At 61.8% G+C, this 17,006-nt stretch carries 13 protein-coding genes and 1 tRNA gene; 8 read left to right on the forward strand and 6 right to left on the reverse strand.

Annotation, left to right across the window (positions count from 1 at the left end; all coding sequences use genetic code 11):
- The first annotated feature begins 83 nt into the window (after positions 1 to 83).
- The 8 genes from R3O64_RS05345 to R3O64_RS05380 all read left to right on the forward strand — a co-directional run bounded on the left by R3O64_RS05345 (position 84) and on the right by R3O64_RS05380 (position 9,784).
- Positions 84 to 3,155, forward strand: coding sequence for a DEAD/DEAH box helicase (locus tag R3O64_RS05345; protein WP_339017447.1), 3,072 nt, complete (start codon positions 84 to 86; stop codon positions 3,153 to 3,155).
- Complete coding sequence (locus tag R3O64_RS05350; RefSeq protein ID WP_339017448.1) at positions 3,156 to 3,989, forward strand: hypothetical protein; 834 nt, start codon at positions 3,156 to 3,158, stop codon at positions 3,987 to 3,989.
- Positions 3,990 to 4,051: 62 nt separating this feature from the next.
- On the forward strand, positions 4,052 to 5,176 hold the full coding sequence (locus tag R3O64_RS05355) for a metallophosphoesterase family protein (RefSeq protein ID WP_070597096.1): 1,125 nt from the start codon (positions 4,052 to 4,054) through the stop codon (positions 5,174 to 5,176).
- A gap of 2 nt (positions 5,177 to 5,178) precedes the next feature.
- Positions 5,179 to 7,752, forward strand: a complete 2,574-nt coding sequence (locus R3O64_RS05360) for an AAA family ATPase (protein ID WP_339017449.1) — start codon at positions 5,179 to 5,181, stop codon at positions 7,750 to 7,752.
- 24 nt (positions 7,753 to 7,776) lie between these two features.
- Positions 7,777 to 8,286 carry a MarR family winged helix-turn-helix transcriptional regulator gene (locus tag R3O64_RS05365; protein WP_070597094.1) on the forward strand — a complete coding sequence of 170 codons (510 nt, stop codon included), beginning with the start codon at positions 7,777 to 7,779 and terminating at the stop codon, positions 8,284 to 8,286.
- A gap of 66 nt (positions 8,287 to 8,352) precedes the next feature.
- The gene (locus R3O64_RS05370) at positions 8,353 to 8,646 is read left to right on the forward strand and encodes a molecular chaperone GrpE (RefSeq protein ID WP_070597093.1); all 294 of its coding nucleotides are present in this window, start codon (positions 8,353 to 8,355) and stop codon (positions 8,644 to 8,646) included.
- Between the two features lie 182 nt (positions 8,647 to 8,828).
- Positions 8,829 to 9,035: a hypothetical protein gene (locus R3O64_RS05375; protein ID WP_154737117.1), complete on the forward strand. Its 207-nt coding sequence runs from the start codon at positions 8,829 to 8,831 to the stop codon at positions 9,033 to 9,035.
- Positions 9,036 to 9,343: 308 nt separating this feature from the next.
- Positions 9,344 to 9,784 carry a hypothetical protein gene (locus tag R3O64_RS05380; RefSeq protein ID WP_070597092.1) on the forward strand — a complete coding sequence of 147 codons (441 nt, stop codon included), beginning with the start codon at positions 9,344 to 9,346 and terminating at the stop codon, positions 9,782 to 9,784.
- Positions 9,785 to 9,986: 202 nt separating this feature from the next.
- Here the strand turns inward: R3O64_RS05380 and R3O64_RS05385 are convergent.
- The 6 genes from R3O64_RS05385 to R3O64_RS05410 all read right to left on the reverse strand — a co-directional run bounded on the left by R3O64_RS05385 (position 9,987) and on the right by R3O64_RS05410 (position 16,778).
- Positions 9,987 to 10,060 (reverse strand) — tRNA-Arg (locus R3O64_RS05385).
- A 138-nt stretch (positions 10,061 to 10,198) separates the two neighbouring features.
- The gene (locus R3O64_RS05390; RefSeq protein WP_070597091.1) at positions 10,199 to 11,791 is read right to left on the reverse strand and encodes an alpha/beta hydrolase; all 1,593 of its coding nucleotides are present in this window, start codon (positions 11,789 to 11,791) and stop codon (positions 10,199 to 10,201) included.
- Positions 11,792 to 11,895: 104 nt separating this feature from the next.
- Positions 11,896 to 12,525: a LutC/YkgG family protein gene (locus tag R3O64_RS05395; protein WP_144014730.1), complete on the reverse strand. Its 630-nt coding sequence runs from the start codon at positions 12,523 to 12,525 to the stop codon at positions 11,896 to 11,898.
- The gene (locus tag R3O64_RS05400) at positions 12,522 to 14,027 is read right to left on the reverse strand and encodes a LutB/LldF family L-lactate oxidation iron-sulfur protein (protein ID WP_101736597.1); all 1,506 of its coding nucleotides are present in this window, start codon (positions 14,025 to 14,027) and stop codon (positions 12,522 to 12,524) included. Before R3O64_RS05400 ends, R3O64_RS05395 begins: the two co-directional genes overlap by 4 nt.
- On the reverse strand, positions 14,027 to 14,812 hold the full coding sequence (locus tag R3O64_RS05405) for a (Fe-S)-binding protein (protein ID WP_101736598.1): 786 nt from the start codon (positions 14,810 to 14,812) through the stop codon (positions 14,027 to 14,029). The genes R3O64_RS05400 and R3O64_RS05405 overlap by 1 nt, the downstream gene beginning before the upstream one ends.
- 313 nt (positions 14,813 to 15,125) lie before the next feature.
- Positions 15,126 to 16,778 carry an L-lactate permease gene (locus R3O64_RS05410; RefSeq protein ID WP_070531193.1) on the reverse strand — a complete coding sequence of 551 codons (1,653 nt, stop codon included), beginning with the start codon at positions 16,776 to 16,778 and terminating at the stop codon, positions 15,126 to 15,128.
- Positions 16,779 to 17,006 lie beyond the last annotated feature (228 nt).

A 17,006-nucleotide genomic window follows, 5' to 3' on the forward strand; every position in this document is an offset into this window, starting at 1 on the left:
CTGTAACAATTGCGTATTTGGGCAGGAATCGGGAACTTTCTGCAACCCTTTCCCCACAAAGGTGTGCTGCTAAACTGGCCCCTATGGCTTCTTACCTGCTGCATGGCCTCTGGCTGCCCGTCTCCGGCCTGAGTCTATGGATCGAACAGGTCGAAGGGCACAAGATCGTCATGCCCTCAGCAGTCCCGGAGGGAACCTTTCCGGATGTGGTCGATACCATCTTGAGCAAGAAGACCTTCCGGAACCGAGCGCGCGTCTCCCTCCGCACACCGAAGGGCAAGGACGTCTCCCTCATGGTCCCCATGGCCATGTTCGCCCCGGATGAGGCAGTGGAAACACTGGCCAAACTGGAATACCTCGATACCGATAGCCAGGCGGTTTCGGCGGAACAGCGTGCAGCTATTGCGCCGGACCTCCTGTGGCTCATCCGCGCCTATCGCGGCCTGTACCGTTTCGTCCGTGCCGGCCGCGTGACCATCCGCCTGTCGTATCAGGCGGGTGAGTGGTACCCGATGTGGCAACTGGCTTCTGGCTTGGGCGAGCGCAGCTGGCTGGCAGAGATGCTAGCCTCCGCGCCCGGCATCCTCTCCATTAATAACCGGGCGCTCTCGGATGATTTGGCCGACGAGCTCACGCACTGGATTGCCTATACCCAATTGCGCCCGCAGATCGATGCCCCACGCGCCGCGCCCTGGCATGAATTCGCGCAGGCCTTGCTGAAAACCGCGCCGGTCAAGAAGGGGCGCGCCCAGCTGCTTCGTGGGCTCAATGAGTGGAAAGACTCTATTACTTCTGTCGACCTCCAGCTCGTCTTCCTCGTGGAGGAACCGCCAAATAGTACTGACTCCGTCGAGGACGCAGCGTGGCCTATCCGCTTGCTGGTGCGCTCCGGTACGGATTCGCCGCTGCCGGTGCGGCAGGACCAGTTGGATCGGGGGAGCGTCGAGAAGCTGCGTGAGGCCCGTCGCCATGCCTTCGACGTGGCTCCGCGGCTGAAGTACAACTCCGCCCCGGCGAGCCGGAATGCGGGGGATTGGGACGTCTACCTGACCACCGAGCAGCTCGTGGATTTTGTTACCCACGACGCCGCCGCCCTGCGCAAGGCCGGTTTCACCGTGCTGCTGCCCAAGTCCTGGTCCCACATGGAGACCAAGGCCAAGCTGGAAACCACGGAGGTCCGTGATCCGGCCGATGCCGCCACCAAGGCGCACATTGGTATGGAGAAGCTGTTCAGCTATGACTGGAAGCTCTCGGTGGGTGACACGCAGCTTACCGACGCCGAAATGCAAGAGCTCATCACTTCTAAGTCCGGGCTGATTCGTTTGCGCGGCGAGTGGGTCATGGCGGATACCCAGGCTCTCAACAAGATCTCGCAGTACATGCGCGAGTTGGCCGATACCGCACGAAAGCGCGCCCTGAAGGAGTTGGAGCAACTCGCCGCTACCGCAGAGATGGCGCGCCAGCTGGAACAGCCCGGCTGGGAAGAATTGGTGGCCGAGGTGGAGCGCCGCCGCAAGGAATTCAATGAGGGTGAGCAAGAAGAAGCGGTAACGCTTGCAGACCTGCGCGAGATGGCCTTGAAGTCCATGGCGGAGGACCCCGTGGCCTTCACCGGATCCGAGTGGCATACCTCGCTGCTCGGTGGGCTGGATAGTACGGCACCCGACCGCGTGGACATCCCCGATACGGTCCATGCCGAGCTGCGCGAGTATCAGCGCCGCGGTGTGGACTGGCTGTACTGGATGTCCCGCAACAACATCGGCGCGGTGCTGGCAGATGACATGGGTTTGGGCAAGACCCTGCAGCTGCTGTCTTTGCTGGCGGTGGAAAAGGCTGCCCAGGAGACAGATGGGGAAGCGGAGGCGTGGAAGCCAACCCTCGTCGTCGCGCCGACCTCCGTGGTGGGCAACTGGGCTAGGGAAGCTACGCGCTTCGTGCCGGACTTTAAGGTCATGGTGCAACACGGCACTGGGCGCCTGAAGGGCGAGGAATTGGTCAGCGCAGCTCAGGAGGCCGATATCGTCATTACCTCCTATGGCACGGTCAGCCGTGACTTTTTGACCTTGAGCAAGGTGGAGTGGGACCGCGTGGTCCTCGATGAGGCTCAAGCGATCAAGAACGCCTCCACGCGCTCCTCCAAGGCGGTGCGCGCCATCCCGTCACGTCACCGCGTAGCGCTGACCGGCACACCGATTGAGAACCGCCTGTCGGAGATGCGCTCCATCCTGGACTATTGCAACCCGGGAATCTTGGGCTCCGCCTCCTTCTTCCGCAACCACTTTGCCAAGGCCATCGAGCGCGAGGGCAGCGATGTTATGGCGGAGCGCCTGCGCCTTCTCACCGGTCCGTTCATCCTGCGCCGCCTTAAGACGGATCCGAATATCATCGATGACCTGCCGGAAAAGTCCGAGCAGATCATCACCGTGCGCATGACCGATGAGCAGGCAGCACTCTACAAGGCCCTGGTCAATGACGTGGAGCAGGCCCTGGCGAAGAAAAAGGAGGGCATCTCGCGCCGCGGCCTCATCCTGGCATCACTGACGCGCATCAAGCAGATCTGCAACCACCCGGCGCACTTCTTGGCCGATGGTAGCCCCGTCACCATCAAGGGCAAGCACCGCTCCGGCAAGGTGGAGGAGCTCATGCGGATCATCGACCAGGCCATCGAATCTCAGGAGCGCGTACTGATCTTCACCCAGTACAAGGCCTTCGGCGACGTTCTCCAGCCTTACCTCTCTGAACAACTGGGCTGCGAGATTCCCTTCCTCCATGGCGGGGTCAGCAAAAACCGGCGCGATCAGATGGTGGAGGAATTCCAGGCCGATAACGGGGCGCCTGTCATGCTGCTCTCGCTCAAGGCGGGCGGTACCGGGCTGAACCTCACGGCGGCGTCGATTGTCGTGCACATGGACCGCTGGTGGAATCCGGCTGTGGAGAACCAAGCCACGGACCGTGCCTTCCGCATCGGCCAGCAGCGCAACGTGCAGGTGTACAAGATGATTACCGCCGGTACCTTGGAGGAATCCATCCAAGACATCCTCGACGGCAAGACACAGCTGGCCGGTGCCGTCGTGGGCGAGGGCGAGGGCTGGCTCACCGAACTGAGCCCCGAGCAGCTGGCGGATCTCATGAGCTATAGGGAGCAGGAGAAGTAAATGGCACCGAAGAATCCTGAAGACAATAACGTCATCTACGCCAACTTCGGCACCCGCAAGCGCGTGAGCACGCCGGAAGAGGTCAACCGCGTCGACCGCGTGCGCACCATGCAGCCGGCGGCCACGCGCCTGCTCAACTTTGTCAACCAGCAGACGGATTCCGGCCGCATTCGCCGTGGCCGCCAATACGCCACGGAAGGCCACGTCGTGGGCCTTGACGTGCGCAATGGTGCGGTTCACGGCAAGGTTGCTGGCTCCCAGAACGAGCCTTTCGCGGTGCTCATTCAGGTCCCCTACCGCAATAACGAGGACATCGGCCGTTTGTCGGAGATGTTCGCGCGCACCCCCAACTCCGTGGCGCAGGCTAGGGAGGGCATGCTTGCCGACGCCTCCCTCGACATCCTCATCGCCGAATACCCCGACGACCTCCGTTTCTCTTGCACCTGCCCCGACCCGGAGTACGTGTGCAAGCACGTCGTGGCGGTGGCGGACCGACTGGCCGCGCGCATGGACGCTGACCCGTCCGTTATCTTCGCCCTGCGTGGCCTCGATTTTGCGCGGCTGGAGCAAGCGGTCATGGAGCAGGCCAAGGCGGCCTCGGAGGACTCTTATTCCGCTTCCGCGGCCTCTGAAATCTCTGCCGAGGAGCGCAATGCCTTGTTCTGGGAGGGGCGAGAACTCCCGCCCCTGCCGGAGCCGAAGACCGCTCCCGCTGTCGATGATTCCGACCCGGAGTTGCTGCGCAAGGCCATGAGGTCTGTCAGCCATACGAACATAGATTTGCTTCGGGCCGTCTCCGATGTCGAGGACCTTTACTATCATCTGACGCACTAGACATTGCCACCCCAGGGGAGAGGCTCAAGCGCCAGCCCTGGACCACGTTGTAGGGAGTTTGCATGGCCGCGGTTACGTTCATCCACACCTCAGATTTCCAGCTGGGAATGACACGCTGGTTTTTAAGTCCCGCCGCGCAGTCGCGCTTTGATGATGACCGCGAAGCAGCGGTCCTGCGGCTAGGGGAGTTGGCCACCGAGACAGGGGCGGAGTTCATCGTCGTGGCCGGTGATGTGTTTGAGCACAACTCCTTGAACAAATCCACGCTGCTGCGTGCCAAGGACATGTTCAAGCGCCTGCCGGTGCCGGTCTACCTGCTGCCCGGCAACCACGATCCTCTCGTGGCGGATTCCATCTTCTTCAACTCCTTTGCGGATAACGTGCACGTCATCGCGGATTCAGAGCCCATCGAGGTGCGCCCAGGCGTGGAAATCGTCGGCGCTCCCTACCTGTCCAAGCGGGCTAATTATGACCTGGTGCGCCGCGCGCTGGAGCCGCTGCAGCCTGCCGATGAGGGCACGGTTCGCATCGCGGTGGGGCATGGCCAGGTGGAGTCCCGCGCGGGCGAGGGCGAGGACTCGGACGCTGATACTATCGACCTCTCCTTCGTGGAGGAGTGCCTGGATAAAGGCGTTATTGATTATCTGGCCTTGGGGGATACGCACTCCACGGAATCGCTGGGCCGTACCGGCAAGGTGTGGTTCTCCGGCAGCCCGGAGACTACGGCCTTCGACGATAGGGAGCGCGATTCGGGCAATGCCTTGGTGGTGACCGTTGAGGGGGAGCGGGTGGACGTCGCCAAGCACCGCGTCGGTCGCTGGGACTTCCGGGCGATTGATGCGGACGTTGACTCACTCGAGGAGGTTGAAAGCTTCCTTGCGGAGCTCGAGGCCGTGCCGGAGAAGATTCGTACCGCGGTGAAATACAGCCTGCGTGGCACCGTGGGTTTGAGCGCGCAGGCTCGTCTGGAGCAGGGGCTGGCGGAGCTGGAGGAGGTCTTTGCCTCCCTCAAGCCGCGCGAGAGAACCATGGACCTGCATCTGGCGCCCTCCGAAGAGGAGCTCAGCGAGTTGAGTTTGAGCGGTTATGCCGCGGATGCCCTGGCGGAGCTGCTTGAGGACTTAGATGATCCCACCGCCCGCGACGCCGCCAACCTGCTGTTCCGCCTCAGCGCGAAGGGAGCTTAATCATGATGCAGCTACATTCTGTTGAACTCAATAATGTCCGGGGCGTGGATCACCTGGAGGTCAAGGACCTTCCAGAAACCGGTGTGGTGGTCATCGGCGGGCCGAATGAGGCTGGCAAATCCACATTGGTGGAGTCTATTGATTTTGTGCTGACGCAAAAACACACCGCCAACTCTAAGGCGGTGAGGGCGCTGCAGCCCGCCGGCCGCGATGTGGGTCCAGAGGTCACGCTGGAGGCCACCGTGGGGCCCTATCATTTCCGCATCCACAAGCGGTGGGTGAAGAAGCGCACCTCGGAGCTGCATGTGTTCTCCCCGCGCCCGGGCCAGTGGACCGGTGCGGAAGCGGATGGGGAGCTCGAGCGCATTCTCAGTGAACATATGGACCGCGCGCTAGTCGACGCCCTCTTCGTCCGCCAAAACGATAGCCACGAGGGCATCGCCGCCGTGGGCATTCCTTCCCTTACTGCGGCACTAGAGGAGCAGACCGGGGCGAATGCCGTGGCGGAAGACTCCGAGCTGCTCACGCGCATCGAGGCGGAGTACAAGGAGTATTTCACCGCGAAGACGGACAAGCCGGCGGGGGACTATAAGGCCGCGATCGCCACGCTGTCAGAGGCGGAGGAGGAGCACGCGAAGGCTGAGTCCGCGCTACGAGAGCTCGACGGTGTGGTGGAGCGTTATGAAGCCGCTGAGCTGAAGAAGGCCGATGCCGAAGCGGCTTTGCCAGCGGCCGTAGAAGAGTGCGAGCGCCGTGACGGCGAACTAGTCGCCGCCCGGGCCGCACAGGAGAAGGTCACGGCGCAGGAGGCAGCGGTGACCCGGGCAGCGGAAGCTGTGACGCGCGCGGAGGAGGAATCGGCGCGGCGCAAGGCTGTGATTGCTGAGCACTCCGCAGCGGTTGAAGCGGCCGAGCGTGCCGCAACTGCGGTTAGCGAAGCCCGCGAGCGCGCCGAGGAAGAGTCCGCGGCGCGCACGAAGCTGGAAGAAGAACGCGCCGAGGTGCACAAGCGTTATGAGGCCGTGCGCCAGGAGCGCCAGCGCGCCCGCCGCGCGCAGCGGCGCGCAGAACGTGAGGCCTTGGGCACCCGCCTCGAAGCGTTGACCAAGCTGGAAGAGACCTTGGCGTCGCGCCGCCGTGAGCTGGCTGCCGCTCCAGACGTGCCAAACTTGAAAGCACTGGAAGAGGCGGCTCGTGAGGTCACTGTCCAGGAGCGCCTGCGAGCGGCGGCTGCTGCCAAGCTGTACTTTTCCGGGAAGGGCTCCGTCGCCGTCGATGGCGAGGAACGCTCTCTGGAGAGCGGTGAAGAACTTGCAGTCGAGTTGCGTGAGGGCACGACCCTTCAGGTAGGCGAGGTCACCGCCCGCTATGCCGCAGGTGCCGGCGAAAGCGGTGAGGAAGGCGTGGAGAAGGCTCGCGCTGAGCTCGCGCGCCTGCTGGAGGATGCCGGGTGCGAAGACCTCGAGTCGGCCCGTGCCGCTCACGAGAAACACACCGAACTCGCATCCGCCGCGGATTCCGCGGCGCGCGAACTGGCTGCTGCGTTGGGAGGGGAGGACCTCGGTGAACTGCGTGCGCGTTTTGAGGCCGGCGCAGAAGAGGCTGAGGACGTCGAGGGCGCTGAGGAGGCCGCGGAACCGCGAGAGCTGGACGTGGTGGAGCAGGAGGAAGAGGAGCTACGCAGGAAGCTCGATGAACTCGACCGCGCTGTGGCACCCTACCGTGAGAACAAGGCTGGCGCGGCATTAGAGGTAGCCACCGTGCGCGCGGAGGAGGCAACCGCGCAGCGCGATGCCAAGGCCGCAGCCGTGGAGGCCGCCCGTGCTCAACTCAGTGATGCCGACGTGACCACGGCTATCGAGGCAGCACAGGCCAAGCTGCAGGAGGAAAGAGCAGTGCTGGCGGAGATGTCCGCGGTGGACGTGGACACCGCCGAGCATCTTGCCAAGGGAGCGCGTACACACGTGGACTCCCTGAAGGCAGCGGTGAATGCCGCAGTCGGTGACATGCGCGAGTTCCGAGGACTCATCGATATGCATTCCGGTGCGGCTGAGGATGCGGAGAAAGCCGCCGCCGAGCTCGAGGTTGCTCGTGAGCGCCACGCCGCTATCGAGCGCCGTGCGAACGCTGCGCGTTACCTGCGCACTCTCATGCTGCGCCACCGTGACGCCGCACGCCAGCGCTATGCCGCGCCGTTTGTCACAGCGCTCAATAGCTTGGCGCGAACAGTCTTCGGCGGGGATGTGGACTTCGAGCTGTCGGAAGAGCTCAAGGTCGAAGCTCGCAGCCGCGATGGGGAGACCGTGTCCTTCGACGCGCTCTCGGGTGGTGCCAAAGAGCAGTTGAGCATCCTGACGCGCTTCGCCATAGCCCAGCTGGTCTCCGATGAACCGGTGCCTGTTTTGATCGATGATGCGTTGGGTTCCACGGACTCCCAGCGCCTTCAGCTCATGGCGGCGCTGTTCAGTAAGGCCGGGAAAAACACTCAGGTCATCGTGCTGACCTGTATGCCGCAGCGCTACTCCTGGGTGCCTGGGCGAATGGAGCTAGATATGGAGAAACTTACAAGGGCTTAAGTCCCGGAGTGTAGGGTATGAGCCATGACAGCGGACACTCGATGGCTCACCGAAAGCGAACAGGACCTGTGGCGCCACATTCTAGCTAGCATTCGCAAGATCAATCGCGGTATGGAGGAAACCCTGTTGGCCTGCGGCGATATCTCGGCCGCGGAGTTTTCGGTGCTTGTTTCTCTTTCGGAAGCACCCGAGCACACGCGGCGCCTGCGCGAATTATGCACGGAGTTGGAGTGGGACCGCTCCCGCGCCTCCCACCAAATCACCCGCATGGAAAAACGGGGTTTGGTGCGCAAGGAAAAGTGTGCGGGCGATGCGCGTGGCGTGGAGGTCGTCATGACGAAGTCCGGCCGGGAGCGTCTAGAGGCGGCGGTACCTGAGCACGTCGAGTCCGTGCGCCGCATGGTTTTTGATCACCTCGATCCTGCCGACGCTCCGGCGGTCCTGCGTTTCTGCGAGGGCGTCCTTTCAGAAAGCAACCTTCCAGGATATGACGGCTTCGTGCCGGATGAGCGCTTGGGTATTCACACCGACTAGTTGTGCTTCGTACGGGTAGTGTTAGTTTTCGACCGTTTACTCACCTGGAGGTGATCTGTCCGCACCATGATGGGACAAGAACTGTTTGAGCATCCCGAGCGCCAGTACGCTACGTACGACATTACTCCGCTGAAAGAGCTCAGCGCTCAAGTCGGCCCGGTCGATGATCTGGATGAGCTCTCCGAGGAACAAGCCACCGCGCTTGAGGCGGCCCTCGAGCAGCACCCGGAGGGCGCGCTGACCTTCGATGACGCCTCGCAGCTGTGGATTATCGGCGCGGATGAGGACATTGAGCGTATGTTCCAAGACCGCGAGGGATTCGTCGAAGCGCTCAACAACAACGAAGACCCTGGGGTCTAACCCACAGTCGGTGTCATACTAAAGGTGGATGGCGGCTAGATTTACTGGGTTTAACTACGGGCGGCTCTGTTTAAACTGCTAAGATACTCTGTGTTAAAGGGCGAGCATCCCCGCGCTTTTCAGAGGCAGCTTGAGCGAGAGCGCCATCTGGCTAGGGGAGCTAAGTGAAAGGACAAAACATAATGGTCGAGCGCGATTTGGCTCAGGAACAGCGCGAAGCAGCTGCACGTGACAAGGCTGACGGCTGGGTATCCGTCTTCGTTCAGTGGATTCCCTCCATGCTTCTCTCCGTGGTGATGCTGGGCGCCATGATGTTCGGCATGTACTACATCGAGCACGGCACCTTGGACATCACCCAGCCGATCGTCAACCAGTACATCACCCAGTAACCTGGTTCGCTCCCTCGCTGCCGCCTGGCAGGGGGAGAACAGCTTGACTTTAAGCCCCAGCAGATTTGTCTGCTGGGGCCTCCTCTTTATTACCAGGCTCATCTCTCTAACTCGTGACGTGGATCCATCAGGCGGCTTGAGCCACTGCTAAGCCTGAGAATTAATCTCCGAGTGCGATGTCTCGAGGCATGATGACTCCTACACCCTTCGCGCTCACCGCCGTTCCTTGATCAGCCGCCGCCCGTCCTTTCGGTGAGCGCGAAGGGCGTATTCGTCCGAGAGAGCGCTAATCCGATAGCCTGAACTCCATGGACTCTCGCATCTACATTCGCTATCTCAACGGTCCGCTCCTGTGGATGGGAATAGTCGTTGGCCTTGCCGTCGTGGCAGCGGTGGTGCCCACGATGATTGATTCCACGTGGGCAGCAATCCTATTTGGTGCCCTAGTCATCATTGCAACCGTGGCCTGCCTGCTGATGCGGGTGAAGATCGCCGTCAACGATGGCGAGGTTGCGGTGTCCGTCTTTGGCGTCTTCACAAAGAGAATTCCCCTGCGCGAGATCACCGGGGTGAGTATCGGTCCTGAGACGGGGCTTAAAGAAGGTGCGGGCCCGCGCATCGTCGATGGCGCACCAGCCTATATCGTCTCTGGGCCGACGGTGCGCATTGAATGGGGTCGGAGTTCTCTCATTGCTTCGGCGAAGAACCCGGAAGAAGTGGTTGCGGATATTAAGGCGCGCTTGCACTAGTTCCATATCCCCAGACCTCGATCCCGAAACTTCCAAGTGAGTGGTTTGGTGCCGGAGGGCGCTTGACGACGCCCACCTGCAGGTTGCGGGTTTCAGGTCTGGGGAGATGCAAAATGCGCCAAGCCGCCCACCCGCAAACGTGGCGTCGTGAAAGGTGGGCCGGGGCGTACTGGCCGATTCGCGATAGGTGGGCATGAAAAAGTGCCCCTGACAGGGATCGAACCTGCGACCTTCGGTACCGGAAACCGATGCTCTAATCCGCTGAGCTACAAGGGCATTGCTGGCGAAATGCCAACGATGCGATTCTAACCTATAAAGACTGAAGCGCAGTAATTGGCCTAGCGCCGATGGGGGTGTGGTGGGAAAGAAGCAGCGGCCGGAGTAGCCACTGCTTCGAGTTTTTCGCTGGGGCGCTTACTGGGCCGGCTGTTCCTGGGGCTGGTCAAAGAAGCCCGGGGCATCCGCGGTGTGGACCTCGCCAGTGCGCAGGTAGTCAACCACAATCTGGTCAACAGCCTTGTTGCCCACCGCGAAGTGCCCGTGACCTGGGCCGTGGACGGTTACCACGCGGGATTGCATCGGGTCAGACAGGCCGCGGTAGAAAGCGTATGGGGTCTGCGGGTCACCGGTAGCCTGCAGCTGCAGCGGCTTGGTCTGCAGCTTGTCACCAGAAACGGCAATCGGGGTAGTGATCGGTGCGCGGCCGGAGCAACCGGCGCCGGAGGCATACATCGCGTTGAACAGTGAGAACGGGTCAACCGTGACATAGTTAGACCAGAGGAAGGCCGGTATGAAGGCCGGATCCGTCGGCGCAGTGTTCTCATTGCACATGATGATGTTCTGCATGCTCATGGAGTTGAGAATCTCTTGCTGGACCTTTTGCGGGTCCTGCTCGCCCTGTTGTGCGGCCTGCGCCTCAAAGTTGATGGCTTCGACGCCGCCAATGTGCTTGGCTAGGGAGTCCCACGACTCCGGGCGGGGAAGGAGGTCACGGGTAGCGGTGAGCGTCGGCGAAGTGGCCTGAACAGCCTGCGGGTTCTGGACCTTGCCCGCGAGGTGCTCTGCCTGTACGCGCAGCTCACCGGTCGCAGTCATGACATTGGCGCCGGGCTGGCCGGCAAACTCGAGCCCCGGCGGGAGGTCACCAATCTGAGCGTTCGGAGGAAGCACGGTGGGGCGCACGCCCGCCTCCGCGGCCACAATCTGAGACCAGCGCTCGTAGGCCTTCAGCGGTGTCGTGCCGGCGTGGTAGGTGGCGTCGTTCTTCGCCACATAGCTAAAGAAGTCATGCAGAGCATTCTCATAACCAGCCTGCTGAGAAGCGAAAATCTGGTTCCACGCCATGTTGGGGTTCATTCCGGAGTCCAGCACGACCTTGTCGGTGTGCTCCGGATAGAGCGTGGAGTACGTGGACCCCAAGAAGGTGCCGTAGGAGAGGCCGAAGATGTTGATCTTCTCCTCACCAAGCGCCTGGCGCACGACATCCCAGTCCTTGGCGGTGTTCTCCGTGGTCAGGGAATCGGTGTAGCCCGGAGTGTTCTTCTCGCAGTCATCGCGGGTAATGGAGCCGATCTTTGTCAGCTGTTCTAGAGGGTTTCCGCCCGCCTCAGTTGACGAGCAGTTCACCTGTGCGGACTCGCGCAAACCACGCGGTTGAACGCCGATGATGTCGTATCCTTGTTTGACTTCCTCAGGCCAGGCAGCGAAGTTGACCCAGCTATACGCGTCACCGCCTGGACCGCCCGGGTTGGTGAACAGAGTGCCTTGGCGCTCGCCCGTGGCCTTCAACCGGATAAGGCCGACGTCGATAGTGCCCTTCTCGGGAGCATTATGGTAGGTCGGCACGGTCACGTGGCCGCATTCGGCGCGCTCTTCGGTGACCCCTTCCGGGCACGGGCCCCAGTTGATGGCGGGTTGGTCGGCGTGAGCAACGGCAGGTGCCGCAACCAAGCCAGCGGCGATGGTTACAGGTCCTAGAACCGAACCTAAAACGCGAGAAAGACGCATAGAACAAGGCTCCTAAAATCGTAAATTGGTACGAGCCTTATCCTATGCGTCAGGGGTGATGTGAGCCGAGCTCTCATACAGGGCGGGTGCCCCCGAAAGCCTCACTACTTAACAATCACCACAATGAGATCGCGCGGGCCGTGGACACCCTCCACGCGGGAGAGCTCGATATCCGAGGTCGCGGAAGGGCCCGAGATCCACGTTGCCGGGCGCTCAGGGTTGATGCGGGAGACCATCTCCGGGACACCGTAGACAATCTGGTCCTTGCGCACGATGCACACGTGACGGTCCGGCACCAAGGTCAGCGCGCGACGGCCGCAGGTCTCATTGGATTCGAGCACGATGGTGCCGGTCTGCGCGGAGGTGACGTGGGATTCGGTCACCACGGCGTCGACGGCGTCGAGCTCACGCGGGTCCTTGGCGTTGTCATCCGGGGTGATGGTGCCCTCGAAGCCGGCGAGAAGCCCAGCGTCCATGCCGGGGGCGTAGACGACGTTCGAGCAGCCGCGCTCCTTGAGGATGCCCACGAGGGTGGAGTTCAGGCCGGACTCATCGGTGACGTGCACGTCAGCCTTGTAGTCCTCGAGGCGGTCCACGAGCATCTCACGCAGCTCATCTTCGTTGAGCGTGCCTTCCTTCTGGTATTCGCGCGGGATCTCTACGTGGTCCGGCAGGCCGGCCTGCTTTTGGGCGGCGGCAATGCGGTTGAGGATTTCCTCTTTGGCGGTGGTCACTTGATGCCCTCCTTCTTGGCTTGGGCGAGGAGTTCTTGAGCTTCGTCAGAGTTGAACCATTGGCGGAAGGACTTCTTCGGCGGAACGGCAGTATCGCGTACCTCGGACCAACCAGACATGAACAGCGGTAGCTTGTCGATGACTCCGTTGAAGCCACCGAGGACACGGCCGAGCGCCACCATGTGGGTGATCTGGTTCCAGATCTTCGGGTTCTTCCACACCAGCTCCACGACCTGGAAGAGCTTTTCCTCCACCGGCGGGGTGGCGTTAGTGACCTTCTGGTAGCGGTTCTCCAAAATGACTTGGGAGAGCGGGATGCGCACCGGGCATACCTCGTCGCAACGGCCACACAGGGAGCAGGCATAAGGCAAGCTTGCCGACGGATCGTTGTGGTCCTTCATACCAGTCAACTGCGGCGTCAGGGAGATGCCAATTGGGCCCGGGTAGACAGAGCCGTAGGCGTGTCCGCCGGCGCGCTCGTAGACCGGGCAGACGTTCAGGCAGGCAGAGCAGCGAATGCACTTGAGTGCTTCGTGGCCCTTGGGGGAGGACAGGGCTGCGGTGCGGCCATTGTCCAGAAGCACGATGTGGAAGTTCTGCGGGCCGTCGCCTTCGGTCACACCGGACCACATCGACGTGTACGGGTTCATGCGCTCAGCAGTGGAGGAGCGCGGCAGCAGCTGGAGGAAGACCTCGAGGTCCTGGAAAGTCGGGACCAGCTTCTCAATACCCATCACGGTAATGAGGGTTTCCGGCAGGGTCAGGCACATGCGGCCATTGCCCTCAGACTCCACGATGTTGATGGTGCCGGTTTCTGCCACACCGAAGTTAGCGCCGGAGATGGCCACCTTGGCCTTCATGAACTGCTCGCGCAGGAACTTACGGGATGCTTCAGCCAGTTCCGCCGGCTCGGCCTTGAGCGAGTCATCGGTATTCGGCATCTTGTTGACAAAGATGTCACGGATCTCCGCGCGGTTGCGGTGGATAGCCGGGACCAGAATGTGGGAAGGCTTGTCCTCTCCCAGCTGGACGATGAGCTCCGCCAGGTCAGTCTCTTGGGCGTGGATGCCGGCTTCTTCCAGGTGCTCGTTGAGCGCGATTTCCTGGGTAGCCATGGACTTGATCTTCACCACGTCGGTCTCACCGGTTTCGCGGATAAGGCCCTCGATGATCTCGTTGGCCTCCTTGGCATCGCGTGCCCAGTGGACGATGCCTCCGCGCTTGGTCACCTGCTCTTCGAACTGGACCAGCAATTCACCCATGCGTACGGCGACGTCATCCTTGAGCGCGGAGCCGGCGTCGCGAAGCTGCTCCCAGTCCGGGGTCTCATCCACGGCGTGCTGGCGCTTATCACGAATGGTGGTGGTGGCGTGGTGCAGGTTGCGGCGCTGGGTAGCATTGTTGAGACCCACGTGAGCCAGCGGCACGAAGGCCTTCGAGCCGCGCAGGTTGCCGTAGCCTTCGGGGGCGCGCGGAGGAGTGGTGTCGAGGAAGGAAGTCATTAGAGCATCTTCTCCTTGGAGTAGGCCGCAGAGGTAGGAGTCCACGGGTGTTCCTTGGTGGAGGCGAGGATTTCCGCCAAGTGGATAGCGCGAACACCGGAGCGCTGGCGAGTCAGAGCACCACCGATATTCATCAGGCAGGAGGAGTCACCGCCGGTGACGTATTCGGCCTCGGTTTCGCGGATGTGGCGGGTCTTATCGCCGACCATCGCTGCGGAGACCTCAGCGTTCTTGAGGGCGAAGGTTCCGCCGAAACCGCAGCATTCTTCTGCATTAGGCAGCGGGGCGAGGTCGATTCCCTCGACCTCCTTCAGCAGCTGGTAGGGGCGGTCACCCAACTTGAGGAAGCGCAGGCCGTGGCAGGAGGGGTGGTAGGTCACGCGGTGAGGGAAGAAAGCGCCGACGTTGGTAACCCCGGCGACGTCGACCAGAAACTCCGGCAGATCCAGGGTCTTGCCGGCTGCCTTCTTGGCGCCGTCCACATCGGCGGAAGTGCCGAAACGATCAGCGATCATCTCGTGCTGCTCACGCACGGCGCCCACGCAGGAGCCGGAGGCGGAGACCACGTAGTCGATGGAGGGATCCGCAAAGGCGTCCGCATAAGTGCGGATCATGCCCAGGGTCTGCTCCTGGTAGCCGGTGTTGATGTGCATCTGGCCGCAGCAGGTCTGCTCCTCTGGGAAGACGACGTCATAGCCCAAGCGAGAGAGAATGAGGGCCGTGGCCTTATGAGCATCGGGGAAGAGTGAATCACCGATGCAGGTGGAAAACAATGCTATTCGCATTCGCGTGTGCTCCTTAGTCTGCCTCTCTGTAGCTTGTCCTGTGCTTGGCACAGCGATGGTGTACTCGGATGCGCGCTACCAGGACAGCCGCAGTGGGCATTTTTCGAGTTTGTATCTATGAGCCTACCGCCCAAAACTCACATTATCGAGGCGGAATTAGCCCTCCTACCTGGCGTTTTATCGCAACATTAATGTTGTGAAATTCCTTACGTGCAGAGATGAAGCGGTCACAAAAAGCGGGCAAGCGAAAACCCCCAGATGTGGCGAGTGAAGTGCCCGATTCTGGGGGTAGTTGGTGCTGAGGACTGAGAACTTAAGGAACCAGGAAGCCCAGCACGTTGGTCATGAGAAAAACGATAATGCACACGACGGCAAGGAAGGCCACGGAGTAGCCCACAACGGCCTTGAAGATGCGGGATTCCTCGCCCTCCATTTGAACCGCAGTGGCCGCAATGGCCAGCGACTGCGGGGAGATCATCTTGCCCACAACGCCACCCGAGGTATTGGCAGCCAGCATAAGGTCCGGGTTAACGCCGATGCGCTCAGCAGCGGTGACCTGGAGGTTGGCAAAAAGGGCGTTAGCGGAGGTATCCGAACCGGTAACAGCGGTGCCGATCCAACCCAGAACGGGGGAGAAAAGCGCGAAGATGCCGCCGACGGAGGCCACGAACTGGCCGATGGAGATGGTCTGGCCGGAGTAGTTCATGGTGTAGGCCAGCGCCAGGACCAGGATGATGGTCAGCGCGGAGAACTTCATGCGGGAGATAACCTCGCCAAACTTAGCTAGCGGTGCCGATGCCTCCAGCGTGTAGCGGCCGTTCTCGTTGAAGGACATGTAGATAGCAGCCACGATGATGCCGGAAATCAGCAGCAGGGTGCCCGGGTTGCCTAACACGTTGAACTTAAACGCGGTATCCATGGCGTGGCTTTCGGCGTCGAAGACGGTGCCTTCGAGAAGCGGCCAGGCAACGTTGAGCTGCAGGAAGCCGAAGATGGCAGGCCATGCGGTGGCGATGGCGAAGACAGCGGTGACCACGGCATAGGGCAGCAGTGCCATCCAGATGCGGCTGCCGTTGAGGTCCGTGACCTCCTCTTGGGCGGGCAACTCCATGCGCTCACGCAGGCTGTCCACACCCTTGGGCTTCCACACACGCAGGAAGATGAAACCCGCGCCGAGGGAGACGATGCAGGCCACGACGTTGGTGAGCTGGTAGGCGAAGAAGGTAGCCGCGGCCCACTGGGCAATGGCGAAGGAGATGCCGATGACGGCCGCGGCGGGGCCGGCCTCCTTAACACCGCGCATGCCGTCAAGGATAAAGAGGATGAAGAAAGGCACGACGGCGGCAATGAGCAGGACCTGGAGGGAAATCAACGCGGCGATGTCAGCGGTCTGCTCGGCGGTGCGCCCGCCGACCGAGCCCGCGGTGGTGACTGGGATGCCCACCGCGCCGAAGGCCACGGGCGCGGTGTTGGCAATGAGCACCGTGGTGGCCGCCTTGAGCGGCTTAACACCCAAGGCCAGGATCATGGTCGCCGTAATCGCCACGGGGGCGCCGAAGCCGGCGAGGGCCTCCAGCAGGCCGCCGAAGCAGAAGGCGATGAGGATGGCCTGGATGCGGATATCGCCATCGCCCAGCAAGTCAAAGGTCTTGCGCAGGTCATTGAATCGTCCGGAAGCCACGGTCACTTCGTAGAACCAGATGGCGGTGATGATCACCCAGACGATGGGGAAGAGGCCGAAGAGCCCGCCGCGCACCGCGGAGGACAATGCCATGCCGGTGGGCATGCCCATGCCGAAGACGGCGATGAGAAGCGCTACGAGGAGCGCTACCGCACCCGAGGTGTGGGCGCGGGCCTTGAGTCCCAAGAGCATGATGAAGAACGCGATGAGCGGCAGCGTGGACACCAGCGCGGTAAGCCCCACGTTGCCAGCTATGGCGTCGGTGGTGATTGTGAATGTAGACATAACGCTCACTTCAGGTTGAGTCCCGCCGGCGTCCCTGCGGTGGTCCCCGCGGTGTGGCACCACAAGTTTCGGCCGGGCGAGAGAGGCGAAAGAATAAATCGATTCAGATATCAAGTTTAGGGTAAAACCATGCGAGTGCTTGTGTCGCCGGATTCACACTACGGGGGTGGGTGACCTTGCTAACGTCCGCGACCTGATAGTGCCTCCCAGCGGCGGGGACGATAGACT

Source organism: Corynebacterium hesseae (assembly GCF_037850265.1).
Taxonomy (GTDB): Bacteria; Actinomycetota; Actinomycetes; order Mycobacteriales; family Mycobacteriaceae; genus Corynebacterium; species Corynebacterium hesseae.

Excerpts from the sequence above, each read along its gene's own strand:
- R3O64_RS05380 (WP_070597092.1), top strand. The coding sequence starts at position 9,344 with ATGGACTCTCGCATCTACATTCGCTATCTCAACGGTCCGCTCCTGTGG.
- R3O64_RS05355 (WP_070597096.1), top strand. The coding sequence starts at position 4,052 with ATGGCCGCGGTTACGTTCATCCACACCTCAGATTTCCAGCTGGGAATG.
- R3O64_RS05365 (WP_070597094.1), top strand. The coding sequence starts at position 7,777 with ATGACAGCGGACACTCGATGGCTCACCGAAAGCGAACAGGACCTGTGG.
- R3O64_RS05400 (WP_101736597.1), bottom strand. The coding sequence starts at position 14,027 with ATGACTTCCTTCCTCGACACCACTCCTCCGCGCGCCCCCGAAGGCTAC.
- R3O64_RS05370 (WP_070597093.1), top strand. The coding sequence starts at position 8,353 with ATGATGGGACAAGAACTGTTTGAGCATCCCGAGCGCCAGTACGCTACG.
- R3O64_RS05410 (WP_070531193.1), bottom strand. The coding sequence starts at position 16,778 with ATGTCTACATTCACAATCACCACCGACGCCATAGCTGGCAACGTGGGG.
- R3O64_RS05390 (WP_070597091.1), bottom strand. The coding sequence starts at position 11,791 with ATGCGTCTTTCTCGCGTTTTAGGTTCGGTTCTAGGACCTGTAACCATC.
- R3O64_RS05405 (WP_101736598.1), bottom strand. The coding sequence starts at position 14,812 with ATGCGAATAGCATTGTTTTCCACCTGCATCGGTGATTCACTCTTCCCC.
- R3O64_RS05350 (WP_339017448.1), top strand. The coding sequence starts at position 3,156 with ATGGCACCGAAGAATCCTGAAGACAATAACGTCATCTACGCCAACTTC.
- R3O64_RS05360 (WP_339017449.1), top strand. The coding sequence starts at position 5,179 with ATGATGCAGCTACATTCTGTTGAACTCAATAATGTCCGGGGCGTGGAT.
- R3O64_RS05375 (WP_154737117.1), top strand. The coding sequence starts at position 8,829 with ATGGTCGAGCGCGATTTGGCTCAGGAACAGCGCGAAGCAGCTGCACGT.
- R3O64_RS05345 (WP_339017447.1), top strand. The coding sequence starts at position 84 with ATGGCTTCTTACCTGCTGCATGGCCTCTGGCTGCCCGTCTCCGGCCTG.